At 73.3% G+C, this 23,721-nt stretch carries 27 protein-coding genes; 13 read left to right on the forward strand and 14 right to left on the reverse strand.

Annotated elements, in window-relative coordinates; all coding sequences use genetic code 11:
• Window positions 1-5: 5 nt before the first annotated feature.
• Together I8N68_RS02935 and I8N68_RS02940 are read left to right on the forward strand one after the other, a co-directional pair.
• The gene (locus I8N68_RS02935) at window positions 6-647 is read left to right on the forward strand and encodes a response regulator (protein WP_200207257.1); all 642 of its coding nucleotides are present in this window, start codon (window positions 6-8) and stop codon (window positions 645-647) included.
• A gap of 128 nt (window positions 648-775) precedes the next feature.
• Window positions 776-1,123 carry a histone-like nucleoid-structuring protein Lsr2 gene (locus I8N68_RS02940; RefSeq protein WP_200207258.1) on the forward strand — a complete coding sequence of 116 codons (348 nt, stop codon included), beginning with the start codon at window positions 776-778 and terminating at the stop codon, window positions 1,121-1,123.
• Window positions 1,124-1,293: 170 nt separating this feature from the next.
• Here the strand turns inward: I8N68_RS02940 and I8N68_RS02945 are convergent, their stop codons facing one another.
• Both I8N68_RS02945 and I8N68_RS02950 read right to left on the reverse strand, forming a co-directional pair.
• Entirely contained in the window at window positions 1,294-2,556 is a 1,263-nt protein-coding gene (locus I8N68_RS02945) for a hypothetical protein (RefSeq protein WP_200207259.1), read from the reverse strand.
• A 295-nt stretch (window positions 2,557-2,851) separates the two neighbouring features.
• Window positions 2,852-3,781, reverse strand: a complete 930-nt coding sequence (locus I8N68_RS02950; protein ID WP_234038668.1) for a PDDEXK family nuclease — start codon at window positions 3,779-3,781, stop codon at window positions 2,852-2,854.
• On the opposite strand from I8N68_RS02950, the gene I8N68_RS02955 reads away from it, so the two are divergent.
• Window positions 3,780-4,085 carry a GNAT family N-acetyltransferase gene (locus I8N68_RS02955; protein ID WP_200207260.1) on the forward strand — a complete coding sequence of 102 codons (306 nt, stop codon included), beginning with the start codon at window positions 3,780-3,782 and terminating at the stop codon, window positions 4,083-4,085. The two genes, I8N68_RS02950 and I8N68_RS02955, sit on opposite strands and share 2 nt — an antisense overlap.
• Window positions 4,086-4,095: 10 nt before the next feature.
• Window positions 4,096-5,196, forward strand: a complete 1,101-nt coding sequence (locus tag I8N68_RS02960; protein ID WP_200207262.1) for a DICT sensory domain-containing protein — start codon at window positions 4,096-4,098, stop codon at window positions 5,194-5,196.
• On the opposite strand, the gene I8N68_RS02965 is transcribed toward I8N68_RS02960, so the two are convergent.
• Entirely contained in the window at window positions 5,193-6,059 is an 867-nt protein-coding gene (locus I8N68_RS02965; RefSeq protein ID WP_200207269.1) for a phytanoyl-CoA dioxygenase family protein, read from the reverse strand. The two genes, I8N68_RS02960 and I8N68_RS02965, sit on opposite strands and share 4 nt — an antisense overlap.
• 166 nt (window positions 6,060-6,225) lie before the next feature.
• Here I8N68_RS02965 and I8N68_RS02970 point away from each other — a divergent pair, with 166 nt between their 5' ends.
• Window positions 6,226-6,942: a helical backbone metal receptor gene (locus I8N68_RS02970; RefSeq protein WP_200207270.1), complete on the forward strand. Its 717-nt coding sequence runs from the start codon at window positions 6,226-6,228 to the stop codon at window positions 6,940-6,942.
• A gap of 95 nt (window positions 6,943-7,037) precedes the next feature.
• On the opposite strand, the gene I8N68_RS32635 is transcribed toward I8N68_RS02970, so the two are convergent.
• Together I8N68_RS32635 and I8N68_RS32640 are read right to left on the reverse strand one after the other, a co-directional pair.
• Window positions 7,038-7,370, reverse strand: coding sequence for a BON domain-containing protein (locus I8N68_RS32635; RefSeq protein WP_307812532.1), 333 nt, complete (start codon window positions 7,368-7,370; stop codon window positions 7,038-7,040).
• Window positions 7,334-7,735 carry a CBS domain-containing protein gene (locus tag I8N68_RS32640; protein ID WP_234038669.1) on the reverse strand — a complete coding sequence of 134 codons (402 nt, stop codon included), beginning with the start codon at window positions 7,733-7,735 and terminating at the stop codon, window positions 7,334-7,336. Before I8N68_RS32640 ends, I8N68_RS32635 begins: the two co-directional genes overlap by 37 nt.
• A gap of 227 nt (window positions 7,736-7,962) precedes the next feature.
• On the opposite strand from I8N68_RS32640, the gene I8N68_RS02980 reads away from it, so the two are divergent.
• Complete coding sequence (locus tag I8N68_RS02980) at window positions 7,963-8,529, forward strand: DoxX family membrane protein (protein ID WP_200207272.1); 567 nt, start codon at window positions 7,963-7,965, stop codon at window positions 8,527-8,529.
• 184 nt (window positions 8,530-8,713) lie between these two features.
• A complete protein-coding gene (locus I8N68_RS02985; RefSeq protein WP_200207273.1) occupies window positions 8,714-9,082 on the forward strand; it encodes an FKBP-type peptidyl-prolyl cis-trans isomerase in 369 nt (122 codons plus the stop codon).
• Between the two features lie 81 nt (window positions 9,083-9,163).
• On the opposite strand, the gene I8N68_RS02990 is transcribed toward I8N68_RS02985, so the two are convergent.
• On the reverse strand, window positions 9,164-9,529 hold the full coding sequence (locus I8N68_RS02990; RefSeq protein WP_200207274.1) for an STAS domain-containing protein: 366 nt from the start codon (window positions 9,527-9,529) through the stop codon (window positions 9,164-9,166).
• Between the two features lie 234 nt (window positions 9,530-9,763).
• On the opposite strand from I8N68_RS02990, the gene I8N68_RS02995 reads away from it, so the two are divergent.
• On the forward strand, window positions 9,764-10,780 hold the full coding sequence (locus I8N68_RS02995) for an SMP-30/gluconolactonase/LRE family protein (RefSeq protein WP_200207276.1): 1,017 nt from the start codon (window positions 9,764-9,766) through the stop codon (window positions 10,778-10,780).
• Window positions 10,781-10,847: 67 nt separating this feature from the next.
• Here the strand turns inward: I8N68_RS02995 and I8N68_RS03000 are convergent, their stop codons facing one another.
• The 5 genes from I8N68_RS03000 to pdhA all read right to left on the reverse strand — a co-directional run bounded on the left by I8N68_RS03000 (window position 10,848) and on the right by pdhA (window position 17,876).
• Window positions 10,848-12,119 (reverse strand): L,D-transpeptidase, encoded by a 1,272-nt coding sequence (locus tag I8N68_RS03000; RefSeq protein WP_200208051.1) that lies wholly within the window; start codon window positions 12,117-12,119, stop codon window positions 10,848-10,850.
• Window positions 12,120-12,317: 198 nt separating this feature from the next.
• The gene (locus I8N68_RS03005; RefSeq protein WP_200207277.1) at window positions 12,318-13,997 is read right to left on the reverse strand and encodes a right-handed parallel beta-helix repeat-containing protein; all 1,680 of its coding nucleotides are present in this window, start codon (window positions 13,995-13,997) and stop codon (window positions 12,318-12,320) included.
• 239 nt (window positions 13,998-14,236) lie between these two features.
• The gene (locus tag I8N68_RS03010; RefSeq protein WP_200207278.1) at window positions 14,237-15,658 is read right to left on the reverse strand and encodes a dihydrolipoamide acetyltransferase family protein; all 1,422 of its coding nucleotides are present in this window, start codon (window positions 15,656-15,658) and stop codon (window positions 14,237-14,239) included.
• The gene (locus I8N68_RS03015) at window positions 15,655-16,671 is read right to left on the reverse strand and encodes an alpha-ketoacid dehydrogenase subunit beta (RefSeq protein WP_200207279.1); all 1,017 of its coding nucleotides are present in this window, start codon (window positions 16,669-16,671) and stop codon (window positions 15,655-15,657) included. Before I8N68_RS03015 ends, I8N68_RS03010 begins: the two co-directional genes overlap by 4 nt.
• A complete protein-coding gene (gene pdhA / locus I8N68_RS03020; RefSeq protein ID WP_200208053.1) occupies window positions 16,671-17,876 on the reverse strand; it encodes a pyruvate dehydrogenase (acetyl-transferring) E1 component subunit alpha in 1,206 nt (401 codons plus the stop codon). Before pdhA ends, I8N68_RS03015 begins: the two co-directional genes overlap by 1 nt.
• Window positions 17,877-17,948: 72 nt before the next feature.
• Between pdhA and I8N68_RS03025 the strand changes: the two genes are divergently transcribed.
• Window positions 17,949-18,455, forward strand: a complete 507-nt coding sequence (locus tag I8N68_RS03025) for an Lrp/AsnC family transcriptional regulator (RefSeq protein WP_200207280.1) — start codon at window positions 17,949-17,951, stop codon at window positions 18,453-18,455.
• Window positions 18,456-18,536: 81 nt separating this feature from the next.
• Here the strand turns inward: I8N68_RS03025 and I8N68_RS03030 are convergent, their stop codons facing one another.
• On the reverse strand, window positions 18,537-18,803 hold the full coding sequence (locus I8N68_RS03030; RefSeq protein ID WP_200207282.1) for a hypothetical protein: 267 nt from the start codon (window positions 18,801-18,803) through the stop codon (window positions 18,537-18,539).
• Between the two features lie 70 nt (window positions 18,804-18,873).
• Between I8N68_RS03030 and I8N68_RS03035 the strand changes: the two genes are divergently transcribed.
• Complete coding sequence (locus tag I8N68_RS03035) at window positions 18,874-19,914, forward strand: P1 family peptidase (protein ID WP_200207285.1); 1,041 nt, start codon at window positions 18,874-18,876, stop codon at window positions 19,912-19,914.
• A 102-nt stretch (window positions 19,915-20,016) separates the two neighbouring features.
• Here the strand turns inward: I8N68_RS03035 and I8N68_RS03040 are convergent, their stop codons facing one another.
• On the reverse strand, window positions 20,017-20,991 hold the full coding sequence (locus I8N68_RS03040) for a DNA polymerase domain-containing protein (RefSeq protein WP_200207286.1): 975 nt from the start codon (window positions 20,989-20,991) through the stop codon (window positions 20,017-20,019).
• A 136-nt stretch (window positions 20,992-21,127) separates the two neighbouring features.
• On the reverse strand, window positions 21,128-21,364 hold the full coding sequence (locus tag I8N68_RS03045) for a hypothetical protein (RefSeq protein ID WP_307812537.1): 237 nt from the start codon (window positions 21,362-21,364) through the stop codon (window positions 21,128-21,130).
• Between the two features lie 138 nt (window positions 21,365-21,502).
• Between I8N68_RS03045 and I8N68_RS03050 the strand changes: the two genes are divergently transcribed.
• The 3 genes from I8N68_RS03050 (at window position 21,503) to I8N68_RS03060 (ending at window position 23,704) form a co-directional block, all read left to right on the forward strand.
• The gene (locus I8N68_RS03050) at window positions 21,503-22,234 is read left to right on the forward strand and encodes a histidine phosphatase family protein (RefSeq protein WP_200207287.1); all 732 of its coding nucleotides are present in this window, start codon (window positions 21,503-21,505) and stop codon (window positions 22,232-22,234) included.
• On the forward strand, window positions 22,218-23,087 hold the full coding sequence (locus I8N68_RS03055) for an NAD(P)H-hydrate dehydratase (RefSeq protein WP_200207288.1): 870 nt from the start codon (window positions 22,218-22,220) through the stop codon (window positions 23,085-23,087). Before I8N68_RS03050 ends, I8N68_RS03055 begins: the two co-directional genes overlap by 17 nt.
• Window positions 23,088-23,203: 116 nt before the next feature.
• The gene (locus tag I8N68_RS03060; RefSeq protein ID WP_200207289.1) at window positions 23,204-23,704 is read left to right on the forward strand and encodes a hemerythrin domain-containing protein; all 501 of its coding nucleotides are present in this window, start codon (window positions 23,204-23,206) and stop codon (window positions 23,702-23,704) included.
• Window positions 23,705-23,721 lie beyond the last annotated feature (17 nt).

Raw genomic sequence — 23,721 nt, forward strand, 5'->3', positions numbered from 1 at the left:
CAGACATGCCCAATTCCCCCAATATCCGGTTGGTGGTCGTGGACGACCACCCGCTCTTCGTCCGGGGCCTGCAGCTGCTGCTGCCGGTCACCACGGACGGACGGGTGACGGTGGTGGAGTCGACCGGGGACGCCTCCGCCGCCGCGTCCCTGGTCGGCCGGTGCCTGCCGGACCTGGTGCTGGTGGATCTGCACATGCCGCCGCCCGGCGGGATCCGGGCGGTGGCGGCGATCCGGCGCACCACACCCCGGGTCCGGATCGTGGCGATGTCGGGCTCGGACGACCCGGCGCCCGCCCTGGAGGCGCTGCGCGCCGGCGCGGAGGGGTTCCTGCCGAAGAGCAGCGAGCCCGAGGAGCTGATGCCGCCGCTGCTGGCGATCCTCGACGGCTGGGCGGTCCTGCCGGCGGCCCTGCTGCGCAACCTGCTCCGGCCCCCGCGCGCCCCCGCCGTAGATCTGGACGACGAGGAGCGGCGGCTGCTGCGGGCGATCTCCGCCGGCCGACCCACGGTGGAGATCGCCGCGGAACTGCACGTCTCCGAACGGACGGTGAAGCGGATGACCGCCGCCCTGCTCCGGAAGTTGCGGGTGTCCAGCCGGACCGAGGCGGCCGCGGTCGCCGGGCACGCGGGGCTCCTGGGCGGGTGATGCCGCCACCCCCGGATACGGCGAAAAAGCGCGACCCGCCGAATGGCGATCGCCGGTATTGTTGCGAATTCGCCGCGCCGTACGTCAAACTCTTAGCCACACCCCGCCCGACACAGGGAGCAATGGCGATGGCAAGGAAAGTAATCACCGTTCTGACCGACGACCTCGACGGCGGAAAGGCCGATCGGACCGTCGAGTTCAGCCTGGACGGCGTGGCGTACACCATCGACGTCTCCGATGAGAACGCGGGCGTGCTGCGCAAGGCGCTCGACCCGTACATCAGCGCTGGCCGGCGGATCGGCCGCGGACCGGTTGAGGCCACCCGGCCCGCCCGCCGCGCGGGCCGCCCGGCCGCCCCGGGAATGGACCGCGAGCAGAACCGCGCCATCCGGGAATGGGCCGCCAAGAACGGGTACGAGATTTCCGAGCGGGGCCGCATCCCGGTCTCGGTGGTGGAGGCGTACAAGAACCGCTGAGCCGTCGGAGATCACCTTCGGGCACACCGGGGTCACGCTGAGAAATCGGCGGGACCCCGGTCGCTTTTTCCCCTGTTCACAATTTCCCGCCGGGCGGTGGACCCCGGGCCGGGAACGGCGGAGCCGCCCGGGACAGGCCCGGGCGGCTTCGTCCGTGTCGTGAACGGGAGTCAGTTGACCTCGATCCGCACCACGTCGAAGGCCGGGGTCTGGTTGGCCCGCTCCATCATCGGGATGCGGTGGGAGCCGTCACCGGCCCAGACCGCGCACTGCGCCAGGCCCGACTCCGGCAGCCCGGGGATCTGGATCTGCACGTCGTCCGGCTCCGCGCCGCCGCGGCCGTCCTCGGTGGCCACGAAGAACGCCGGCACGTCCTGCGGGTTCGGGGGTTGGCGGGTGCCGTTGAGCATCCGGCACGCGGTGTGGAAGTGGCCGCGGACCAGACCCTGGTCGTTCAGCAGCGAGCTTTCCAGGTAGTACCCGCCCTGGCCGGCGGCCAGGAAGCGGTCCCGGATCAGGTTCTTCGTGGTGACCCGGAGGGTGAACGGCTGATTCCGGTTGACCTCGTTCGGGAACTGCGTGATCAGCAGCGAGGGATTGTTGGCGGCGGCGCCGACCTCACCGAAAGCGGTACTCACGCAGCGGTTCCCATTCTGGAAACCGTCGTGCGCCTCGAGCTTGCTGTTCGCGCAGTCCTTGGCGAGCACGCCCAGCCCGTTGCCGTTGTTGTTCCCGCCGTTGTCGTTCTGACCGCCGTTCTGATCGCCGCTGTCCTGACCGCCGTCCTGACCGCCGCTGTCCTGACCGCCGTTCTGGCCGGCGTCGGCAAGGGCGCACGGGGCGAACTGGTCGAGGCCCTCTGGCCGCTGCGCCACCCGCCCGATCGCGGTCGCGATCCGGTTCAGCGTCGCCTTCCGCTTGTCGGCCAGGGGCCGCAGGATGACGTTGTCGATGAAATCCTGCCCGTTGCGGCTGCCGTCGGCGGCGAGCCGCCGGTTGGCCTCGGCGATCTGGGCGTCCAACTGGGCCAGGTTGCGGTCCACCTCGTTGCGCGCCTGGTCGGGCACCTGCGGCAGCTTGCCCTTGACGTCCGGGCAGGCCACGGTCGGCGGGCCGGGCGCGGCGCCGCCACCGGCCTTGACCGCCTGGCACTCCGCGACGGACATCTGCCCGTCGCCCCAGTGGTTGCGCACCCAGCGGCCGTCCTGCCACGTCCGGGTGGTGCTGCCCCGGCCGCTCGGCGAGGTGGCACCGGGGCTGGGCTGAAGGCACGACGCCGACGCGGTGCGGGTGTACGTCCGCCGGTCCTGGGCCGACGAGATCTGGGTCACGGCGACGATTCCGCCGAAGACCACGAGCGTGCCGACAACGGCCAGCAGTCGCTTGCTCCGCGCGTTACCGGATGCCCGGCGCGCCCGTGTGGACCTGCGCATCGAATTGCTCTCCTTCTCGATCCGGTGGCTGACTCGTGACCCCGGCGGACCGACGGAATTCGGGGTGAGGATCACTGCGACGTTCCGGTCACACGTCGATGACCGACGATGCCCTTTCCGCACCGTCTCCCGCGCCTGCCGGTGCGGGTGGAGGATCTGGTCCATTCCCGCTTAGGTACGGAGCGACGACGGCGAAGGTTCAACCGTTGATCGGAGAATTCCGCACCGCTGCTCCGCCCGTCGGGCGATCAGCACCCAAAGTGCAAGATCGACGGGGTGGCGGGCGGGGCGGGGGTCAGTCCGCGCAGAGGTGGTCGAAGGCGAAGCCGCCAGCCAGCTCGTTTCGGCGGGAGGCGAGCTGGCGGATGTCGCCGCGGAGCCGGTCCCGGTCCACCAGCGGCGGCTCGCCGGCGTCGAGGTCGCGCAGCCGCTCCCCCACGGCCAGGGCGGAGAGGTCCTCGGCGAGGCGGGCCGGATCCACCCCGCAGGAGAACCGCTGCGCGATGACCCGGACCCGCTCGACCAGGCACCACCCGGGCCGCACCTCGACCCAGCTCCACCCCTCGGTTGGACCGTCCTGCCAGCGCACGTGCAGGCCCCGGACGATGGGATCGGCGAGCCGCCGGTCCACGTACGCCTCGACCGCGGTGGCGCGGGCCAGCGCGCCGAGGTCGTTGACGTGTCCGCTGCGCCCGTCAGGCAGCCGTCCGATGATGTCGCGGAAACCGACCGGGTCGACGCCGTCCGGCCCGGCCGCGGCGGCGTCCGCGTAGCCGCGCGCGTCGATGACGTACTCGACGATCCGGCGGCCGTGGTCGGCGCCGCGCAAGGTCGGCGACTCGATCCGCAGCACCGGCAGGCCGACGGCCGCGCAGACGGCGTTCGTCATCCGCTCGGCGCGCTGCTCCGGTGAGCCGGGCGCGGGCGGCGCGGCGATGTCCACGGCGAACAGCGGTCGGCCGGTGTCCGCGGCACAGACCACCTGGTCGAAGCCCGCGCGGAGGGCGGTGCTCCACTGGTTGCCGGTGATGCCCGGCGGCCGCCCGTGCACGAGGTCGCCGAGCCGGCGCGACGCGTACCCGACCTGACCGGCCCGGGTGAACAGCGGCGCGCCCCCGGCCGTGATCGGACGCAGCAGGGAAGCGGCCTCGCTGCCGGTGCTCGTCATCGTCGTCAGATCCATCCGTCGGTCGGTCGACCCGGCCGAGTCTAGGACGTCGATCATGGTCAGCGCCTCGCCGGTGCGGCCGAATCCGGTTTCCGGACCGGCCGGCGAGGGCGGCGCCGGGCCGGTGACGGCCCTCCTGACCACCGACCGGCTGGCGTTGCGCGCGTTCACCGCCGCCGACGCACCGCTGCTCACCGGGCTGGACGCCGGCCCGAAGGTGCTGCGCCACCTCACCGGCGGCCGGGCCAACCCGCGGAGGAGATCCGGGAGCGGGCGCTGCCGCGGTCGGGCCTCCCCCGTCACCGGCCCCGCGCTGAACCGTCACCGGCCGACCGGTGCACCGGAGCGCCGGCACCTCTAGGCTCGGCCGGGTGCCGCAGAGTGGACGGACCCAGGAACGGTTGACCAAGCGCAGCCTCGTCGCCATCTCCCACGCCATCGAACGCGCCGCGTTGGCCACCGCGGAGGACGGGCCTCTGGTGGTGCTCGCCCTGTTCCAGCGGACGCCCTACTTCGAGCGCGAGCGCGCGATCTACGAGCGGATCGCCGCCAGCGCGGCGGTGACCGTGGTGGCGGTGGTCGGCCCGACGCCGCCCGAGCTGACCGCCGGGGCGTACGGGGTCGTGCTGGACGGGGCGGAGGAGTTGGCCCGGGAGTGGAGCGTGGTGGCCCTGACCCCGCGCTTCGGGGCCACCCTGGTGGCGTACGACCGGGGCGAGGTGGCCCCGGCGGCGACGCTGGAGGCCGGGCGGCTCTTCGACGGCCACTGGGGTTTCCGCCGCGACGAGGCGCTGCACCAGGTGATCCGGCTGCGGGCGCGGCTGGCCGAACGGTTGCCGGAGCCGGCCCGGTCCCGGTTGGACGAGGTCGTCGCCCGGGTCCGGGACATCCCGGCGGCGCCCGGCGAGTCCCGGGCCGAGGCGGCGATCCGGATGCTGGCCGACCGGGGTGAGCGTGTGCAGCGGGCGGTGACGCAACGGGCGGAGCCGGCGGACGGGCCGGCCGGGCTGCTCGACGAGCCGGGTCTGCGGCGCTGGACCGGCGAGGCGGGGGTGACCGCCTCCGGCATCCTGCGGGTGGCGCTGGTCGGGGTCCGGGTCGACGAGCCGCCCGGCACCCCGGAGCGGTTCGGGCGACGCAGCGCGGCCCGGGAGGCGCAGGCCGTGCTCGCGGCGATCACCGGCGTGCTGCGTCCGGTCGACCGGGCGGTCCGCCTCGCCGACAACGAGTACCTGCTGATGCTGCCGGCGCTGGACGAGACGGGGGCGCTGGAGGTGGCGGGCCGGGTGCACGAGGCGGTCGGCGGACTGGCCCGGTCGTACCCGTTCGTCGCCTTCACCGTGCACGCGGCGGTCACTGTGACCGACCGGCGGCCGCTGCCGCTGGCGGACGTGCGGCACGCGGTGGAGTGGGCGGCCCGCGAGGGCGTGCCGGTGGCGACCCTGGCCCCGGAGCCGACGGGGGCGCGCTAGCTCTCGGCGCCCATCACCAGCCCCTCGATGGTGTGCTTCTGGCGGATCGGGACGAGGGCGTCGACGACCGGACAGCGCAGGTGCGCCCGGACCAGCTCGGGCAGGCCCGCCCAGTAGTCGTGGGTGACCGCCATGTCGTGGTGCGCGGCGTTCCCGGCGCCCGGAGCGTCGACGCCGAGCACCAGCACCGGCCGGGCGACGTCGGAGACGTTCGGGGTGCCCCGGTGGACGGTCAGCGCGGAGCGCGCCGAGATGTCGCCGCGCTGCGGGTACTTGCGCACCGCGCGGGCGGCGTACCGGGGGTACCGGTCCTTGGGCGGGAACATCTGGTGGTCGAAGTCGCGACCGTCGTCCCACTGGGTGCCCGGGGCGATCTCGAACGGCCCCATCTCCTCGACCGTGTCCACGGTGGTCAGGTTGAACGCCAGCGAGGTGAGCCGACGCCGCAGCCGGGTCTCCTCGGGCATCGGGAAGTCCCGGTGCCAGGGCTGCAACGCCGCGCCCGGGAACGGGATGTCGAAGCCGAGCTCGACGATCTCGTATTCGGGGCCGAGGACGGCCCGACAGACCGACACCACCCACGGGTGGGTCACCAGGTCGACGAAGCCGCACAGCTGCTCGGGGTGGATCTCGACATACCAGCGCTGCGGGCCGCGCCCGACGGCGCCGTCGGGCCGGGACCGGGCCTCGCGGAACGCCGCGTCGATGTCCGCACCGACCCGCTCGACCCACGCCACGTCGAAGGCCCCCCGGCACGCGGTGATGCCGTCGCGGTAGAGGTCGCCGAGCGCCTCGACCGGCGTCTCGTCAGCGGGCTGGGTGGCGGGCCACGGGTCGGTGACCGGCGCGGACTGGGGGATCATCGGACCTCCTCGACGGCGGACGACCCGAGTATTACAACGTTGTAGAAAACTGGCAAGGGCGGGAACGGGGTACGGCACAGGCGCGGAGGTACGGCGTCCGGCCTCCGGGCGACGGACGCCCGTGCGGCATGATCAGGGACGGGTCAGCGGCGAAGGGAAGTGGACGATGCGGGTGGTGTCCCTGGTCCCGTCGCTGACCGAGGCGGTGGCGCTGACCCGCCCCGAGGTGCTGGTCGGGGCGACGGACTGGTGCACACACCCGGCCGGACTCGACGTCGCCCGGGTCGGCGGCAGCAAGTACCCGGACCTGGACCGGGTCTGCGCGCTCCGACCCGACCTGGTCCTGCTCAACGAGGAGGAGAACCGCCGGGCCGACGCCGACGCTCTGGTCGCGGCCGGCGTGCCGGTGCTGGTCACCTTCCCGCGCACCGTGCCCGAGGCGCTCGCCGAGCTGGCCCGGCTGGTCGACGCCCTCGGCACGACCGCCGAGCCGGACTGGCTGGTGGCGGCCCGGCGGGCCTGGGCCACCCGGCCCGAGCCGGAGACGCTCCGCCGGGCGGTCGTCCCGGTGTGGCGCCGCCCCTGGGTGGTGCTCGGCAGCGCAACGTTCGCCGGCGACGTGCTGCGCCGGCTCGGCGTGGTGAACGCGTACGCCGAGCACCCCGAGCGCTACCCGCGCCCCACCCTGCACGAGCTGCGGGAGCGCCGGCCCGAGCTGGTGGTGCTGCCCGACGAGCCGTACCGGTTCACCGCCGACGACGGGCCGGAGTGCTTCCCCGGCGTACCGTCCGCGCTGGTCTCCGGGCGGCACCTGACCTGGTACGGCCCGTCCCTCGCCGAGGCACCCGCGCTGCTCGCCGCCCAGCTCGCCCAGCCCGGCTGAAGCGGGCCGACCGTCCCGCCCGGCCGGGCCCGCCGCCCTGGTCCACCGCGCACCGCGGCGGGCCCCACCCGGGTGCATGGGACCCGCCACCGCGCTCAGGCGATCGGGGTGGGGTGCACCGGGTCCAGCTCGACCGGGGTGCTGTCGTCCACGTCGTACCCGATCGCGTTGTGGACCGCAACCACGCCACTGACCTGGGCCGCGAGCCGGCCGGCGAGGTCGACGGCGGTCCGCCGGTCGAGCCGGCCGTCCAGGGTGACCGCGCCGTCGCGGACCTGGACGGTGACCAGGCCGTCCCGCACGGCGAGCACCCGGCGCAGCACCTCCTGCACCACGTCCGTACGGATCGCGGCGTCGCTGCGCAGGTGCACCCGGAGCCGGTCACTGCGGGTCACGATGCCGACCAGCCGGCCCAGGTCGTCCAGCACCGGCAGTCGCTTGACCGCCTCGCGGTCATCAGCCGGGCCGCTGCCGGGAGCGACGCCTCCGCGAAGGTGGTCACCGCCGGGGCCGTCATCAGGTCCCGGGCGAGCACCGCGTCCGCCTTCTCCCGGGCGGTCCGCCGGCGCCGCCCCTCGAAGACCCGCCGCTCGTCCGGATGCCCGGCCCGCTCCACCTTGTGCAGCAGGTCGGCCTCGGACACCACCCCCAGCACCCGGCGGAAGTCGTCCACCACCGGCACGGCGCTGATGCCCCGCCGGATCAGCGCGTCGACGATTTGGCGGTAGGGGGTCTCCTCCCCCACCGTCACGACGTCCCTGGTCATCACGTCGCCCACCTGCCACGTCCTCATCACGACCTCCTCGGCCCGGGTTCTCCACCCGCACCATAGGTCCGGGTCGACGGCCCGGGTCAGAGCCGGTGGACCGGGGCGGAGAGGCCGACCGGACCGGGCCGGAAGGGGTCCAAGGTCCCGGTCAGGAGCGGCCCGGTCGGCCCTGACCGGGACACCGGGACAGGAGTGGAATGAAAGTGCCACCGGGAAGCGCGGTGCGAGGCACAAGAAGGGACGTGGAGACCATGACCGCGACAGTCGAGCGGATCACCGCCAACACCAGGGTTCCGGCGGCCGAGACCACCCGGGACGTGGAGGCCACCCGGCAGCGGGCCACCCGGTACGTCTTCGCCGGGCTCCGGATCGCGCTGGGCTGGACCTTCCTCTGGGCCTTCCTGGACAAGCTGTTCGGCCTGGGACACGGGACCGCGGCGAAGAACGCCTGGATCAACGGGGGCAGCCCCACCAAGGGCTTCCTCACCTTCGGCGCCGCCGGCCCGTTCGAGGGCTTCTACCACGAGATCGCGGGCGCGGCCTGGGCGGACTGGCTGTTCATGCTCGGCCTCGCGGCCATCGGCGTGGCCCTGCTGCTCGGCATCGGGATGCGGGTCACCGCGGTCGCCGGCGGGATCCTGCTGGTCATGATGTGGACCGTCGTTCTGCCCCCCGAGAACAACCTGTTCATGGACGACCACCTGATCTACGCGGGCCTGCTGGCCGGTCTGGCCCTGGTCGGTGCCGGCAACACCCTCGGACTGGGCCGGGTGTGGGCGAGGCTCCCGATCGTCCGGCGGTTCGGCTGGCTCAAGTGACGTGACGGCAACGGGCAGTACCACCTCGACAGGGCGGGCGTCACCGGCGGTGACGCCCGCCGTTCCGTAGGCCCACCGGTCCCCGCCGCCGACCAGCGGCGGGGACCGGCGCGTATCGGCCGGCCACGATCCGGCAGGATCGACCGGGAACGGACACATCACCCGTCGAGGTAGGAGTTTGCGAATGGACAAGCCCGAGGTAGGCCCGATCGAGGGCGCCCCGCCCGCCGATCTCGTCATCGAGGACATCACCGTCGGCGAGGGCCCGGAGGCCCGCCCCGGTCAGCTGGCCAGCGTGCACTACGTCGGCGTGGCCCACTCGACCGGCCGCGAGTTCGACGCGTCGTGGAACCGCGGCGAGAGCTTCGAGTTCCCGCTCGGCGGCGGCCAGGTCATCGCCGGCTGGGACCAGGGCGTGGTGGGCATGAAGGTCGGCGGCCGGCGTCGGCTGACCATCCCGCCGCACCTGGGCTACGGCAGCCGGGGCGCCGGCGGGGTCATCAAGCCCAACGAGACGCTGGTCTTCGTCGTCGACCTGCTCGGCGTGAGCTGACCGGACCACCGGACGCGGCAGCGGGTCCGTCGGCATCAGGCCGGCGGCCCGCGCCGGTTCCGGCCCCGCACCGACGGTGGGTCAGGCTGGCAGGAGCTGAGCGTCCCCCGCCGCGCCGACGGCCGCCGACTCACGCACCGGCAGCACCCGGTGCAGGCCGGTGGCTCGCAGCACCCGGGCCACGACTGGATCCGGGTCGACCAGCACCAGCTCGCCGCCGCGCGCCCGGACCCGCAGGTGGGTCGCGACCAGCGCGCGCACCCCGGCGGCGGAGAGCATCCGCACCCCGGAGAGGTCCAGCCGCAGCACCGGCCGTGCCGGGGCCGCCCAGAGCGCGGCCTGGAACGACCTGACGGTCGCGATGTCGATCTCGCCGACCGCCCGGACGTCGACCACCTGGTCACCGACGCTGAGCTCCACGTGGAAGCGGTCGCTGTGCTGTCCCATGCCGACGAACCTATCCGCCGGGACCGACAGTTCCGGCCCGCTGAGGCCCGGGACCCGGGTACGTCCCGGGTCCGACCCCGAGGACGTCAGGGTCGGCGCTCCGGTGCTTCACAGGATGTGCCGGGCTCCGCGGGGTGCCGCTGAGGCGCGGGTCAGTCGACCGGGTCCGGGGACGCGGCCCCGACACGCCAACGGGTGCTGCCTGGCGGCGCATCGGCGGGTGACAATCAGCGGATGGTTCCCCGCCAGCGCCCGCCCCGACTGATCCGGCCCGTCCGCGAGCCGGCCACGGTCCCCCCGCCCCTGGAGGGCCCGTGGGCCCCCACCGACCTGCGGCTCGACCGGGCCGACCTGCTGCCCCTGCCCGACGGCGCGCACGGGCCGGAGGACGTACTGATCGACCCGGACGGCCGGGTGATCAGCGGCGACGAGGACGGCCGGCTCTGGTGGTGGCCGGCGGACGCGCCGGCGGGCACCCGACCGCGGCTGCTCGCCGAGACCGGTGGCCGGCCGCTGGGCATCGAGCTCGACCCGGTCGACGGGGCGCTGGTGGTCTGCGACGCCTACCGGGGGCTGCTGCGGATCACCCCGGACGGCGTCGTGCACGAGCTGACCGGCAGCGCGCCGCCGGTGCACCTCGCCGACAACGCCACGGTGGCCCGGGACGGCACCATCTACTTCACCGACTCCTCCGACCGGTTCCCGCTCTCGCACTGGAAGAAGGACCTGCTGGAGCACCGGCCCAACGGCCGGGTGCTGGCGTACGACCGGCGGACCGGGCGGACGGAGGTGGTCACGAGCGGGCTCTACTTCCCCAACGGGGTGGCGCTGACCCCGGACGAGTCGGCGCTGATGCTGGTGGAGACGGCCACCCACCGGCTGCTCCGGGTCGACCTGCCGGACGGGCGGGCCACCGTGCTGAGCGACCTGCCGGCGTACCCGGACAACGTCGCCGCGGTGGGTGACGGGACGTACTGGGTCGCCCTGCCCAGCCCGCGCCTGCCCATCATGGAGCGGCTGCTGCCGCATCCCCGGGTACGCCAGGTGGTGGCCCTGCTGCCGGGCGCGGTGCAGCCGCAGCCCCGCCGGTACGGCCTGGTGGCGCTGGTCGACGGCGAGGGGCGGGTGCTCCGGACGTTGCACGGCCCGACCGGGGCGTACTCGATGATCACCGGCGTCCGGCAGCACGGCGACCAGCTCTGGCTCGGCAGCCTGACCGCGACGGGCGTGGCCCGGGTGCGCCTCGACTGAGCGGCCGTGCCGACCGGCCCGCCACCGGGAGAGGTGGCGGGCCGGGCGGTCGTTCCTCCCCGGTGGGTCAGCCGCCGCTGGCCGAGGGGGCCGGTGCGGGCGCCGAACCGCCGGCCACCGCGCCCGGGTGCGGCGTGCTGCTGGGGGTGGGCTTCAGCCCCGGCGGGACGGGCAGGGCGCTGCCCTTGGCGAAGTCGTCCCAGCTGACGTTCCAGGCGGTCCAGCCGTTGCCCTGATCCAACTTCACCTCGGTGCCCTTGACGGTCACCAGGTCACCGACCTGTGTGACTCCCATCAGCCAGTGCGCCGCATCGGCCGAGACATTGGTGCAGCCGTGCGAGACGTTGATGTTGCCCTGGTCCCCCTCCGACCACGGCGCGGAGTGGATGAACTCGCCGCCCCAGGTGAGGCGCTGCGCGTCGTCAACGTCGACCACGTAGCCGCCGTTCGGGTCCCCCCGGGTGTCGAAGGTGGTCCGATCGAACTTCTCCATGATCACCATGTTGCCGCTGGAGGTCGGGGTGCTCGACTTGCCGAGGCTCACCGGGATCTTGCGGAGCAGCTTGCCGTCCCGGTAGACCGACATCTGCTTGGTGGCGTTGTCGATGTCGAGCGAGACCTGCCGGCCGATGTTCGAGGTCGCGGTGTGGTCGGCGTCGCCGATGGCGTCCTTGCCGATCGGCAGCCCCTGCAGGGCGCTCCGTACGCTGATCTTCGTGCCGGGCTTCCAGAAATCAGGTGCCCGGTATTCGACCTGCTTGCCGTCCTCCACCCACGACCAGGTGCCCGGCTGCGGCGGGTCGGTCTTCACGAACAATCGCCGTTGCACGTCCGCCCGGGCCTCTTTCGGAATTGGCGGATCGAACGCGACGGTTAGCGGCAGAGCCGTCCCGTACGTCTGATTACTGGTGAAATAAAGCTCGGTGGTGATGGCCGGCTTGGACGATTTCGCCATCGTGGTGAACGTCGTCTTCTGCGTGGTGGTACGTCCGGAACCGCCGGTCGCGGTCACCTCCGCGGTGTACGTCCTCGAATTCTGCAACGGCTTGGTGGGCACCCAGCTCGACCCGTCCTCCCGCGGTTCGGCCGGCACCTGCGCGCCTTTGTCGTCGGTGAGCCGCACTGCGCTGATCTTCCCGTTCGTGACCTTCGCGCCCACCTCGGCGCTGATCGGCACATCCTTGGTCCGGTCCGTCGGTGTCACGACAACCGCCGGCGGGGCCGCCTTCTTGTGCCCCGGCTTCGCGGCCTCCCGCTGACCGGCGGTGCAGCCGCCGATCACCAAGGGTGTGACTGCGATGGTTACCGCGAACAGCCTCAGTCGCCGTCTCACATCCATATTCCGCACCCCATTTCCAGTCCCCGTTGGCCCCATTCTGTACGGCACCTCTCCGGCCCGGTCGCACTTTTGGGGGAAATGGTGGGCGAAGGGCCGGCCATTTGATGTCGGATGTGCCCGACAGGTGACGAGCGGGCCACGACGTCCGGGATCGGCAATCCTGGGCGGGCCGCGCACGGACGTGCCGGAGCGGGCCGGTCAGTCCCAGTCCTCGTCGCCGTGGTTACGGTCCCACCGCCCGCCCAGTGGCGGGGTGTCCAGCCGGGTCGCCGCCGCGGCGTTGCCGGCGAAGTCGTTGTCCTCCACCCGGCAGTCCACCCAGCTGCCCCGGTCCGTGACCCACAGGCCGTGGGTCTGCGTCCGCTCGTCGTGGTTGTCCCACACCCGGTTCCCGCGGATCGTCGTCGCGTCGAACGTCGCGTTGATGGCGATGCCGGCGCGGATCGGCGGCGCGGCCGGGAGCTCGTACGGGGTGCCGGGCAGCGGCGTGTCGCCGCTCCACGAGGTGCAGCCGTCGGGGCGTACCGGGGCGAGGGAGAGTTCGGAGCCGGTGTTGGCGGCCACCACGGCGACCCGCTGGCCGACCCGCAGCACCTTGCCGCGGTGGCCGTCGTGCGGCCAGTCCGCCGCCCGGTCGACCAGCTTCCGGTCGCTGTAGCGGACGGTCTCGCCCCCGCCGGTGCAGGCCCCGCCGCACTGCCGGCCGTTGTTGCGGATGCGGTTGTTGAGCAGCACGCTGTCGGTCATCGCCCGGTCGATCCGGATGCCGTCCAGGCCGTTACCCCAGAACTCGTTGCTCTCGATCACGATGTCCATCGCCGGGTCCTGGTACCCGCGGCCGAGGTTGTGCTCGTGGTATCCGTACTGGCCGTTGCCGCTGATCCGGTTGCCCCGCACGGTGTACGGACCGGGCGTGTTGCCCACGCTGACGCCGTCGGCCAGGTTGCCGTCAATCACGCAGTCGGTCAGCAGGCCGCCCCGCCCGGCCACTCCCGCGGTGCCGTTGGCCGAGATGTCGAAGCCCGCCTCCAGGTTCCCGGTCATCGTGCAGGCCGTGACGATCAGCCCGTCGGCCCCCCAGTCGGAGATGCCGAACCGGTTGCCCTGGCTGTGGCAGCCGACGATCCGGTAGCCGCGCGGCGGCGGCCAGTGGGCCTTCTGCAGCTCGAGGAAGATGCCGTTGGTGCCGTTGCCCAGGGTGGTGCAGTTGGCGATGGTGAGCCGCTCGACGGTTCCCCAGCCGCCGATGCCGACGCCGATGCCGGCGCCGCCCATCTCCTCGCCGTTGTCCAGCCGGCCGCAGCCGACCACCATCACGCCGTCGATAATGCTGTCCTGCAGGAAGTCGCAGCCCAGCCCGGTGGCCGCGGTGTGGTGGATGTACAGGTTGCGGAACACCCCGCGCACCACGTACTGCAGGCCCAGCCCCTTGGCCAGGTAGTTGTACTCCGCCATCGCCACGCCCGAGCCGTCGATCTCGAAGTCGGCGAAGGTGCAGTCGGCGATGTGCCGGTCCCGGCTCGCGCCGTGCTGCACGGTGGTCCAGAAGGCCAGCGGCGTCGGGTCGGCCCGGTTGCCCTCGTTGCTCAGCACGAACCGGGTCGCGGCCGGGCCGGCGCCGATCAGCGACACCCCGCTGCGCCAGACGGTCCCGGCGTCGCGGACGGAGTAGATCCCCGGCGGGCAGTAGATCACCCGCGCCCGTCCGTCGGCGACGTAGCCGTCGCCGAGCCGGTCCACCAGCGCGGCCAGCGCCGGCTGATCGTTGGTCACCCCGTCGCCGGTCAGGCCGTAATCGTGGGCGTCGCACCAGAGCGGCGCGCCCGCGACGGCCGGGCGGCGGTTCCGCACGGTGGGCGGCAGTTGCTGGTACGACACGGCTGCTCCTCTGGGACTCCAGGCGACGACGGCCTCGGATTCCCGGCCTCCCGAGCGGTTAACACCGCGGGACGGGCACGGGGAGCAGATGCGACAGACCGGACGGCGGTGGACTGCACCGCCTTCCGGGGGCGGTCCGGCCAACGCCGGCGACACCGGTCAGCGCCGGGGAACCGACCCGCACGGCAGCCCGTGCGGGTCGGAGCCGGCCGCCCGGACGGGCGGCCGGCTCCGCGCCATCAGACGTTCGCGACCAGCAGGGCGGGCTGCTCGACGCAGTCCGCGACGTGCCGCAGGAAGCCGCCGGCCACCCCGCCGTCGCAGACCCGGTGGTCGAAGGTGAGGCTGAGCTGCGTCACCTTCCGCACCGCGAGCTGCCCGTCGACCACCCAGGGCTTGTCCACGATTCGTCCCACCCCGAGCAGCGCCGCCTCCGGGTGGTTGATGATCGGGGTGGAGCCGTCCACACCGAACACCCCGTAGTTGTTCAGGGTGAACGTGCCGCCGGTCAGCCGCGCCGGCGGCAGGGTACCGGCCCGGGCGGCGGCGGTGGTGGCCGCCAGCTCGGCGGCGAGCTCCCGGGTGGTCAGCCGCTGGGCGTCGCGCAGCACCGGCACCAGCAGGCCCCGGTCGGTCTGCGCGGCGATGCCCAGGTGCACCCCACTCGACTGGATGATCCGCTGCCCCTCGGTGTCGACGTGGGCGTTGAGCTGTGGATACCTCCGCAGCCCGCTGAGGCAGATCCGGGCCAGCAGGGCCAGGATGCTGACCGGGGCGTCCGGGCTGGCCGCGTTGATCGCCGCCCGGGTCGCCAGCAATCCGGTGGCGTCCACGTCCACCCAGATGGTGACCTCGGGGATCTCCCGCCGGCTGCGGGAGAGCTTGTCGGCGATCACCTTGCGGATGCCGGTGAGCGGGATGACCACGTCCCGGTCGCCGGCCGGGGCGAGCCCGACGTGCGGGGCCGGGGCGGGCTCGTCGGGCACGGTGGCGAGCGGGGTCGCCGGTGCCGCCTGCGCGGCCTCGACGTCGGCCCGGCGGATCACGCCACCGGGGCCGGTGCCGCGCAGCGTGGACAGATCGACGCCGTGTTCCTTGGCGAGCCGGCGGACGATCGGCGAGATGACCAGGGGGGCGGTCGGCCCGGCCGGGCCGTCCTGGGCCGGCGACCCGGTGCCGCGGCCGGCGGTCGCGCCCGTCCCGATGGCAGCGCCCGGCTGTGCGGGGCCGCCGGCCGGAGTCGGCGCGCCGGCGGCGGGCTCCGGGGCCAGCACCAGCCGGGGCCGGCGGCGCCGACGGCCGGCACCGCCGTGCCCGGTGCCGTAACCGATCAGCACGTTGCCGGAGCCGGCCCGCTCCTCCTCGCGGTAGGTGGCGTGCCCGGCGGGCTCGTCGCCGGCGGCACCGTCCAGCGGCGCGATGGTGATCAGCGGCTGGCCGACCGGGCGTACCTCACCGGCCGCGCCGTGCAGGGCGACGACCCGACCGGCGTACGGGCAGGGCACGTCCACGACGGCCTTGGCGGTCTCCACCTCGACCACGCTCTGGTCGACGGTGACCACGTCGCCCACCGCGACCCGCCACTCGACGATCTCCGCCTCGCTCAACCCCTCGCCGAGGTCGGGCAGGAGAAAGACCTGGGTCCGCGCCACGGTGGTCATGCCGCGCTCCCCTGCGCAAGCCAGCGCGGGTCGGGCTGGTCGTCCCACTGGAGCCGGGCGACGGTGTCGAGCACCCGGTCCACCGAGGGCAGGTGGGTGTGCTCCAGCATCGGCGCCGGGTACGGGATGTCCAGCCCGGACACCCGCAGCACCGGGGCGTGCAAGGCGTGGAAGCAGCGCTCCTGCACCCGGGCGGCGATCTCCGCGCCGACGCCGGCGAAGCCCTGCGCCTCCTGGATCACCACGCAGCGGCCGGTCTTCCGCACCGACGCGGTGACGGTGGCGTCGTCGAACGGCACGATGGTGCGCACGTCGACCACCTCCAGGTCCCAGCCCTCCTCGCGGGCGGCCTCGGCGGCCTCCAGCGCGACGGGCACGGCGGGGCCGTAGGCGACCAGGGTGGCGTCGGTGCCGGCCCGCCGGACCACGGCCCTGCCGAACGGCGCGGTGCGGGCGGGCAACTCCGCCTCGGCGCTGGAGAAGTAGAGCTTCTTCGGCTCCATGAACACGACCGGGTCGGGGTCGTCGATCGCCTCGCGCAGCAGCGAGTAGGCGTCCTCGACGGTGGCCGGGGTGACCACCTTCAGGCCGGGGGTGTGCGCGTAGTACGCCTCGGAGGAGTCGCAGTGGTGCTCCACGCCACCGATGCCGCCGGCGTACGGCACCCGGATCACGATCGGCACGCTGAGCGCGCCCCGGGTGCGGTTGCGCAGCTTCGCCACGTGCGAGGCGATCTGCTCGAACGCCGGGTAGGCGAACGCGTCGAACTGCATCTCGACGACCGGGCGCAGCCCGGACATGGCCAGGCCGACGGCGAAGCCGACGATGCCGGCCTCGGCGAGCGGGGTGTCGAAGCAGCGCTTGTCGCCGAACCGGGCCTGGAGCCCGTCGGTGATCCGGAAGACGCCGCCGAGCTGCCCGACGTCCTCGCCGAAGACGACCACCCGCTCGTCGTCCAGCATCGCGTCGGCGAGCGCGGCGTTGAGCGCCTTCGCCATGGTCATGGTGGCCATCAGGCGTCCCCCTCCTCGTCCCGGGCGGCGGCCAGCTCGGCGCGGACCTGCTCGCGTTGCTCGACCAGCTGCGGGGTCGGCTCGGCGTAGACGTGGTCGAAGAGGCTGAGCGGGTCGACCGCGGGCTGCGCGTTCATCCGCTCGCGCAGGTCCGCGGCGTACGCCTCCGCCTCCTCGGCGATCGCGGCGACGGCGGCGTCGTCGAGCACGTCCCGGGCCCGCAGGTACGTCTCCAGGCGGGCCACCGGGTCCCGGTCGCGCCACGCCTCGACCTCGTCGGGGTCCCGGTACCGGCTGGCGTCGTCGGCGTTGGTGTGCGCCTCCATCCGGTAGGTGTGCGCCTCCACCAGGAACGGCCCCTTGCCGGACCGGGCGTGCTCGACCGCGCGGGTGAGCACCGCCAGCACGGCCACCGGGTCGTTGCCGTCGACCTGCTCGCTGGGCACGCCGTAGCCGACGCCCTTGTACGCCAGGCTGGGCGCGGCGGTCTGCCGGGACAGCGGGACGCTGATCGCGTACTTGTTGTTCTGGACGAAGTAGACGACCGGGGCCTTGAACACGGCGGCGAAGTTGACCCCCTCGTGGAAGTCGCCCTCGCTGGTGGCGCCGTCGCCGATGAAGGCCAGCGCGACGGTGTCCCGGCCCTGGTAGGACTCGCCGTAGGCGAGGCCGGCGGCGTGCACGCACTGGGTCGCCAACGGGGTGCACTGCGGCGCGGTGTTCACTCGCGTCGGGTCGTACCCGCAGTGCCAGTCGCCGCGCAGCAGGGTGAGTACCTCGACCGGGTCGATGCCCCGGGCGGTCAGCGCCATCGACTCGCGGTAGGTGGGGAAGACCCAGTCGGTGTCCCGGACGGCGAGGACGCCGCCGACCTGGCAGGCCTCCTGGCCACGCGAGGACGGGTAGACGGCGAGCCGGCCCTGCTTGGTCAGCGCGGTGGCCTGGGCGTCGAAGCGGCGGCCGACGACCATCCGGCGGTACATCTCGCGCAGCGCCTCGACGGGCGGCTCGGGGTAGTCGTCGCGGGGTGGCAGCGGGGTGCCGTCCGGGTTCAGCAGTCGGACCGGCTCGGTCCGCGGCAGCAGGCCGGCCGTCGGGTCGGGAGCGGCCGGGGTGGCCGGCCGGCGGGTGCGCGGGGATGCCCTGCGGACCGCCTGGGGTGTGGTCGTCACGGCGGGGACCTCCTGGACGTGTGGTGGCCCTATGCTCCTGCCGTTGGATGATTGACTCAAGATCCCTGGTGAACGTGGGACGAATGGCGAGCTGAGGAGCGATTCATGAGCCAGGAGACCAGCCCGACACCGGGCGAGGCGGGCGGAACGGGACGTTCGGCCGGGCCGCTGGACGAGGTCGACCGGCGGATCCTCGACGAGCTGGTCCGGGACGGCCGCCTGTCCATCCGTACGCTGGCCGAACGGGTGCACGTCTCGCGGACCAATGCGTACGCCCGGGTGGAGCGCCTGCTGCGGGACGGCGTGCTCACCGGGTTCCGGGCCCAGGTCGCGCCGGAGCCGGCCGGGCTGGGCACGTCGGCGTACATCGCGCTGACCATCGAGCAGAACACCTGGCGGGAGGTCTCCGCCGAGTTGGCCCAGGTCCGCTACGTCGAGCACGTCGCACTGCTCAGCGGCGAGCACGACGTGCTCGCACTGGTCCGGGCGCCGGACAACGCCACGCTGCGGAACGTGGTGCTGGAGCGGGTGCAGAGCATCGCCGGGGTGCTGTCGACGCGCACCTGGCTGGTCTTCGAGGAGTTCGACGGCACGCAGAGCCCCTGGGAATAGGCGGCACCTCGGGTGCGATGGCGGCGCGTGGAGCAGAAGTGGGGTTTGACCTCAAGCCCACCTGGGTGCGGGTCGCTCCGGTCAGCCGCCGAGGGTGGCGAGCAGTTCCCGGACCTCCTGCCCGGTGCGTGGCTGGTGGTGGCTGTCGACATACCAGTCGAAGCGCCCGAACCTGCCCTCGTCGAGCAGCGACCGGATCAGCTCCCCGTCGTACGTGTCACCCGGCTGGCGGAGGTGATACGGCGGCGGATAGAAACAGTCCCCGAGCGGCGAACCCGTGACGTGGTCCCAGTGGTGAGCAGGACCCCACCCTGGATGTTGTCGTGGTCCTCGTCGTGCGGATACCACCACACGCGACCGGCCAGATTCCGCAACGATCCCTGCACCGCCGGACTGTAACAACGACGACAGGAGCACCATGAACGAGCAGCGCTGCCGGGCCCGCGACCTCGGGATCGTCGTGGGCCCGCTGTCCACCGGGCGGCACAACGCGATCACCGATGTCGCGGGGATCCTGGTCGGGCACACCACCATCGACGACGGCGCCGACCTGCACACCGGTGTCACCGCAGTCGTACCGAGTCAACTCGGCCCCGGACGGTGGACCCTGCCGGCCGCCGTGTACTCCGGCAACGGTCACGGGAAACTCGTCGGCTCGACCCAGGTGGATGAACTCGGCGTACTGGAGTCACCCGTCCTCCTGACCGGCACGCTGTCCGTGTTCCGGGCTGCGGACGCGCTGCTGGGGTACCTGATGGACCGCCGGCCGGGCGAGCTGTCGTTCAACCCCCTGGTAGGAGAGACCAACGACGGGCATCTCTCGGACATCCGCCGCCGCCCGATCACCGAGGAACACGTGCTCGCCGCCATCGCCGGGGCATCCGGCGAACCGCCGGCGGAGGGCTGCGTCGGGGCCGGCACCGGCACCTCGGCCCTCGGCTTCAAGGGCGGCATCGGCACCTCGTCCAGGACGGTACGGGTGGCCGACCTCCCGGCGACCGTCGGCGCCCTCGTCCAGTCCAACTTCGGCGGAGTCCTGACCGCCCTCGGAGTCCCGCTACCGGTCGATGAGCTGATCCCGGACGCCGACCGGACCGAACCACCCGGCAACTCATGCATGATCGTGGTGGCCACCGACGCGCCCCTGGACGCGCGACAGCTCGGGCGGCTCGCCCGACGGGCGGTCTTCGCGATGGGCCGGGTCGGGGCGTCCTACAGCAACGCCAGCGGCGACTACGCGATCGCGTTCAGCACGATACCGCCGGACCGGTCACCGATCCCCGACGTGGAGATCAACCCGGTCTTCGCCGCCGTCCTGGACGCGGTCGAGGAAGCGCTACTCAACTCGCTGTTCGCCGCCACCACCACCAGTGGGCGCGGTCATACCAGTTACGCCGTTCCGCACCGAGCCGTGGTCGGGCGGTTGTCGGCGGCCGGCCGGCTGGCGGCGCGCGCCTGAGCCGGGGTATGGGCACCTGAACGATGCTCGGAGGCCTCGTCCACGACCCCGACGGCGCAGCCGGGCGGCGGGCCAGGGCCTGAGACACGGCTCCGCCCGACGTCAGCGCTCCGGCGGGGCCGCCAGCCCCTCCCGGTCGGCCAGCTCCAGCAGCGGCTCCAGCGAGAACCGCCGTTCGTCCAGCCCGGCGTGCGGGTCGCCGCGCTCGGCGAACCGGGCCGGCATGCTCACCACGTCGAAGTCCTCCGGCCGCACGTCGTCCAGCTCCGCCCAGTCCACCGGTGCGGAGACCAACGCCGCAGGCGTCGGCCGGATCGAGTACGCCGAGGTCACGGTGTGGTCGCGGGCCATCTGGTTGTAGTCGACGAAGACCGGCCGGTCCCGCTGCTCCCGCCACCAGGTGGTGGTGACCAGGTCGGGGCGGCGACGCTGCATCTCCCGGCCCAGCGCGAGCACCGCCCGCCGGCACTCGCCGAAGCTCCACCGCGGCTCGATCGACAGGTAGACGTGCAGGCCGCGCCCGCCGGTGGTCTTCGGGTAGCCGACCAGCCCCAACTCGTCGAGGAAGGCGCGCACCTCCTGGGCCACCGGCACCACCTGGTCGAAGCCGACGCCCGGCATCGGGTCCAGGTCGATGCGGAGCTGGTCGGGGTGCTCCACGTCGGCGGCTGAGACCGGCCACGGGTGAAACCGCAGGGTGCCCAGGTTGGCCGCCCAGATCACCACCGCCAGCTCGCTGGGCGCCACCTCGTCGGCGGTCCGCCCGCTCGGGAAGGTGAGGTGCGCGGTGCGCACCCAGTCGGGCGCGCCCGCCGGCAGCCGCTTCTGGTAGAACGCGTCTCCCCGGTTGGTCTGTCGGGTGGCCACCTTCGCTCCCTCGAACACGCCGCGCGGCCAGCGCTCCAGCATGGTCGGACGGTCCCGTAGCGCGCGCAGGATGCCGTCACCGACGGAGAGGAAGTAGCGGACCACGTCCAGCTTGGTCAGTCCGCGCTCCGGAAAGTACGGCTTGTCCGGGCTGGAGACGCGGACCAGCCGCTCCCCCACCCGGATCTCCTCGGCCGCCGTGGTCGCCACGCCTCACACCGTACGACGCGGGTCCACCCGCCGCCGGGCACTTGTCCGGCGACGAGCAGGACGCCGGCGGCCGGAGACCCGCGACATGGCGCGGCGACCGGCGGGCGCACCGCCCGCCGGTCGCCGTACGTCCGGTCTAGCCGTTTTCCTTCTGCATCCGCTCCATGAGCATCTTCTTGCCCTGGTCGGCCGCCTTGCGGTTGTTCTCCTGCATCTTGCGGAACCAGGTGGCCAGTTCGGTGTCACCCCGTTCCTCGGCGTCGCCGATGTACGTCTCCATCCGCCAGACGTGTTCCAGCGAGAGCTGGATGGTGTGGATCAGGTCGTAGTTCTTGTCCTTGACCACGCTGACCTGCTCGCTGATTGTCGTCACCACAGCGGACCTCCCCAAGTGTCGGCTTCGAGTGGAGCCAGCGCTTACCCGCCCACCGGGTGTTCACGCATCCGCTCCGACCCGCCGGCCGGCGACCGGGACGGTTACCCGGGCTGGGGCCCGGGTACCGGGTGGCGCATGGCGGAACTGGCAACGCTCTGGATCGTGCGGCACGGCGAGAGCACGGCGAACGTCGCGGCCACCGCGGCCGAGGCGTCCGGGGCCGAGCTGATCGACCTCACCCACCGGGACGCGGACGTGCCGCTCTCGGCGACCGGGGAGGAGCAGGCCCGGGCCACCGGCCGCTGGCTGGCCGGCCTGCCCGAGGCCCACCGGCCCGACGTGGCGGTGGTGTCGCCGTACCTGCGGGCGGTGCGGACCGCCGAGCTGGCGCTGGCCGGCACCGGCATCCCGGTGAGCCGCGACGAGCGGCTGCGCGACCGGGAACTGGGCATCCTCGACGGGCTGACCGGCAGGGGCGTGCGCCAGCGCTTCCCGGCGGAAGCGGACCGCCGGGCCCGGCTGGGCAAGTTCTACTACCGGCCGCCCGGCGGGGAGTCGTGGACCGACGTGGCGCTGCGGCTGCGCGCCCTCCTCGGCGACCTGCGCCGCGACCACGCGGACCGCCGGGTGTTGCTGTTCGGCCACGACGCGCTGGTCTTCCTGCTGCGCTACCTGGTGGAGGGGCTGACCGAGGCGGAGCTGATGGCGCTCACCCGGGAGCACGTGATCGCCAACTGCTCGATCACCGGCTGGTCGGCCGACGCCGACGGACGGTTGGTCCCGGACGTGTTCAACGACGTCGCCCACCTGCAGCAGCAGGGCGCGCGGCCGACCCGGGAGGACGAGGTCCATGCCGAACCGGTCTGACCCGCGGGTGATCACACCCGCGCTGCTGCGGGAATGGGCGCTGCCCGTACCGTCCGGCGGCAAGGAGGCCCGCGGCACCGTGCTGGTGGTGGGCGGGTCGCGGTTCACCCCCGGCGCGGTGCTGCTCGCCGGGGTGGCCGCGCTGCGGGCCGGCGCCGGCGTGCTGCAACTGGCCGCCGCGGAGTCGACCGCCGCGGCGCTGAGCATCCAGGTGCCCGAGGCGCTCGTGGTCGGGCTGGCGGAGACCCGCGAGGGCGCGGTCGAGGGCGGGCCGGGAGACCTGCTGGCCGACCTGGTGGCCGACGCCGACGTGGTCGCCGTCGGACCCGGTCTCAAGGACATCGACACCACCCGCGGGCTGCTGGACCTGGTGCTGGACGCGGCCGGGCCGGAGACGTCACTGGTGCTCGACGCGTACGCCCTCGGCGCGCTGAGCCACGCGCCGGACCTGCTGGTCGGCTCGGGGCGGCCGGCGGTGCTCACCCCGAACCTCACCGAGGCCCGGCACCTGCTGGACCGGGAGCTCGGCGACGACCTGGACGCCGAGGCGTTCGAGCTGGCCCGCCGGTACGACGCGGTGGTCTCGCTCTACGGCCACATCACCACCCCGGACGGGCAGGGCTGGCGGGAGGAGAGCGGGGACGCCGGACTGGGCACCTCGGGCAGCGGCGACGTCCGGGCCGGGCTGCTCGCCGGGCTGCTCTCCCGGGGCGCCGAGCCGGCGCAGGCCGCCTGCTGGGCCGCCTTCGCGCACGCCGTCAGCGGCGAGCGGCTGGTCCCCCGGTACGGCCGGATCGGCTTCCTCGCCCGCGAGCTGCTCGACGAGATCCCGCACACGCTGGCCACCGTCTGACCTCCGCCGGGCGCCCCGCGCGGTCGCGCCGCGCGTCGCGCCGCGCGGTCGCCCGTTTTCGCAGCTCCGGACGGGGGTAGGGAGTCCTGCGTCGACCCAGATTCAAGGAGGTACCGGTGTCCACCGACGCCATCGTGCTGCTCAAAGAGGACCACAAGGAGATGCGCCGCCTGTTCCGGGAGTTCCAGAAGGCCGAGGAGGGCCCGGCCGCCAAGCGTCAGGAGCTGGTGAACCAGATCCTGGAAGCCCTGACCGTGCACACCTACCTGGAGAACGAGGTGATGTACCCGGAGGTCCGCAAGCTCCTGCCCGACCTGGAGGACGACATCCTCGAGTCGTACGAGGAGCACCACGTGGCCGACCTGCTCTGCGCGGAGCTGGCCGCCATGGACGCCTCCGACGAACGCTTCGTCGCCAAGACCACGGTGCTGATCGAGAACGTCGAGCACCACGTCGAGGAGGAGGAGCAGGAGTGGTTCCCCAAGGTGCGGGAGGCGCTCGGCCGCAACCAGCTCCAGGAGATCGGGCAGCGGATGATCGACATGCGGGCGGATGCCCCGCGCACCCCGACCGCGCCCAAGGCGATCAAGAAGTCCGTCGACGCGATGACCGCCTGACCCCCACGACATTCCCC

It is taken from the genome of Micromonospora coerulea (genome assembly GCF_016598485.1).
Classification (GTDB): Bacteria; Actinomycetota; Actinomycetes; order Mycobacteriales; family Micromonosporaceae; genus Micromonospora; species Micromonospora coerulea.

What these genes read in the sequence shown, in the direction of transcription:
- I8N68_RS02935 (WP_200207257.1), top strand. Translation starts at nt 6, where the DNA reads ATGCCCAATTCCCCCAATATCCGGTTGGTGGTCGTGGACGACCACCCG.
- I8N68_RS02940 (WP_200207258.1), top strand. Translation starts at nt 776, where the DNA reads ATGGCAAGGAAAGTAATCACCGTTCTGACCGACGACCTCGACGGCGGA.
- I8N68_RS02945 (WP_200207259.1), bottom strand. Translation starts at nt 2,556, where the DNA reads ATGCGCAGGTCCACACGGGCGCGCCGGGCATCCGGTAACGCGCGGAGC.
- I8N68_RS02955 (WP_200207260.1), top strand. Translation starts at nt 3,780, where the DNA reads ATGGTCAGCGCCTCGCCGGTGCGGCCGAATCCGGTTTCCGGACCGGCC.
- I8N68_RS02950 (WP_234038668.1), bottom strand. Translation starts at nt 3,781, where the DNA reads ATGATCGACGTCCTAGACTCGGCCGGGTCGACCGACCGACGGATGGAT.
- I8N68_RS02965 (WP_200207269.1), bottom strand. Translation starts at nt 6,059, where the DNA reads ATGATCCCCCAGTCCGCGCCGGTCACCGACCCGTGGCCCGCCACCCAG.
- I8N68_RS02970 (WP_200207270.1), top strand. Translation starts at nt 6,226, where the DNA reads ATGCGGGTGGTGTCCCTGGTCCCGTCGCTGACCGAGGCGGTGGCGCTG.
- I8N68_RS32640 (WP_234038669.1), bottom strand. Translation starts at nt 7,735, where the DNA reads ATGAGGACGTGGCAGGTGGGCGACGTGATGACCAGGGACGTCGTGACG.
- I8N68_RS02980 (WP_200207272.1), top strand. Translation starts at nt 7,963, where the DNA reads ATGACCGCGACAGTCGAGCGGATCACCGCCAACACCAGGGTTCCGGCG.
- I8N68_RS02985 (WP_200207273.1), top strand. Translation starts at nt 8,714, where the DNA reads ATGGACAAGCCCGAGGTAGGCCCGATCGAGGGCGCCCCGCCCGCCGAT.
- I8N68_RS02990 (WP_200207274.1), bottom strand. Translation starts at nt 9,529, where the DNA reads ATGGGACAGCACAGCGACCGCTTCCACGTGGAGCTCAGCGTCGGTGAC.
- I8N68_RS02995 (WP_200207276.1), top strand. Translation starts at nt 9,764, where the DNA reads ATGGTTCCCCGCCAGCGCCCGCCCCGACTGATCCGGCCCGTCCGCGAG.
- I8N68_RS03000 (WP_200208051.1), bottom strand. Translation starts at nt 12,119, where the DNA reads ATGGATGTGAGACGGCGACTGAGGCTGTTCGCGGTAACCATCGCAGTC.
- I8N68_RS03010 (WP_200207278.1), bottom strand. Translation starts at nt 15,658, where the DNA reads ATGACCACCGTGGCGCGGACCCAGGTCTTTCTCCTGCCCGACCTCGGC.
- I8N68_RS03015 (WP_200207279.1), bottom strand. Translation starts at nt 16,671, where the DNA reads ATGGCCACCATGACCATGGCGAAGGCGCTCAACGCCGCGCTCGCCGAC.
- I8N68_RS03025 (WP_200207280.1), top strand. Translation starts at nt 17,949, where the DNA reads ATGAGCCAGGAGACCAGCCCGACACCGGGCGAGGCGGGCGGAACGGGA.
- I8N68_RS03035 (WP_200207285.1), top strand. Translation starts at nt 18,874, where the DNA reads ATGAACGAGCAGCGCTGCCGGGCCCGCGACCTCGGGATCGTCGTGGGC.
- I8N68_RS03050 (WP_200207287.1), top strand. Translation starts at nt 21,503, where the DNA reads ATGGCGGAACTGGCAACGCTCTGGATCGTGCGGCACGGCGAGAGCACG.
- I8N68_RS03055 (WP_200207288.1), top strand. Translation starts at nt 22,218, where the DNA reads ATGCCGAACCGGTCTGACCCGCGGGTGATCACACCCGCGCTGCTGCGG.